The 855-nt window shown below is 78.8% G+C and carries 2 protein-coding genes; one reads left to right on the plus strand and one right to left on the minus strand.

Features of this window, described 5'->3' with window-relative positions; translation table 11 throughout:
- Positions 1-303: helix-turn-helix domain-containing protein (locus tag EF903_RS33175; protein WP_148142675.1), on the plus strand; the 303-nt coding region annotated here is incomplete at its 5' end.
- A gap of 25 nt (positions 304-328) precedes the next feature.
- On the opposite strand, the gene EF903_RS33180 is transcribed toward EF903_RS33175, so the two are convergent.
- Positions 329-855 (minus strand): pyridoxal-phosphate dependent enzyme (locus EF903_RS33180; RefSeq protein ID WP_125548590.1); only part of this gene is annotated, 527 nt, incomplete at its 5' end.

The following is an 855-nucleotide window of genomic DNA, read 5'->3' on the forward strand; positions in this document are numbered from 1 at the left end:
CTCGCCCACCCCGCCGACGACCTGGGCACGGCCCGCCTCGCCGCCCTCGCCGGGGTCACACCCCGGCACCTCACCCGCCTGTTCGCCGAGCACCTCGGCCAGGCCCCCGGCCGGTACGTGCGCCAGGCCCGCACCGAGGCGGCGGCCCACCTCCTCGCCACCACCGACCTGCCGGTGGCGGCCGTGGCCGCCCGCTGCGGCTTCGGCACCGCGGAATCCCTGCGCACCGCGTTCACCGGCCGCTACGGCATCGCCCCCTCCCGCTTCCGCGCCACCCAGCGGCGCGGCCCCACCGGCGGCTAGGGCGCCGGCCGGGGCCGCCGGAGCCCTACGGGGTCTGCGCCCGCCGCCCCGCGGCGTGCGGGACGCGGGCCTCGCCCGGAGCCGGCGCGCGGTTCCAGGCCATCCGCGACCACGGCAGGGCGAGCTCGCCGCCGTCCGCGACCTCGCGCGGTGCGAGCGCCGAGACCGGGAGCGCCTCCCGGTGCCCGGCGTACACGGTGTCGACGTAGCGGTGCCCGGTGTCGGCGGCGACGAACAGCACCGTGCGCCGCGGCGCACGGTCCCGCTCGTGCCGGGCCGCGAGGTACCCGGCGCCCGCCGACAGCCCGGCGAACACCGCGTGCCGGCGCAGCAGGTCGACGCTCCCGGCCCGGGCCGCCTCGAACGAGATCCAGTGGACGGTGTCGTACTGCTCGTGCGCCACGTTCCCGAAGGGGATGGAGCTGCCGATCCCGGCGATGATGATCTCCGGGTCCGCGACGTGCCCGGCGCCGAAGGTGACGCTGCCGTACGGCTGGACGCCCACCAGCTCGACGTCGCCGCCCCCTTCGCGCAGGTAGCGGGCGAGGGCCC

The organism is Streptomyces sp. WAC05292, assembly GCF_003949955.1.
GTDB classification, from domain to species: Bacteria; Actinomycetota; Actinomycetes; order Streptomycetales; family Streptomycetaceae; genus Streptomyces; species Streptomyces globosus.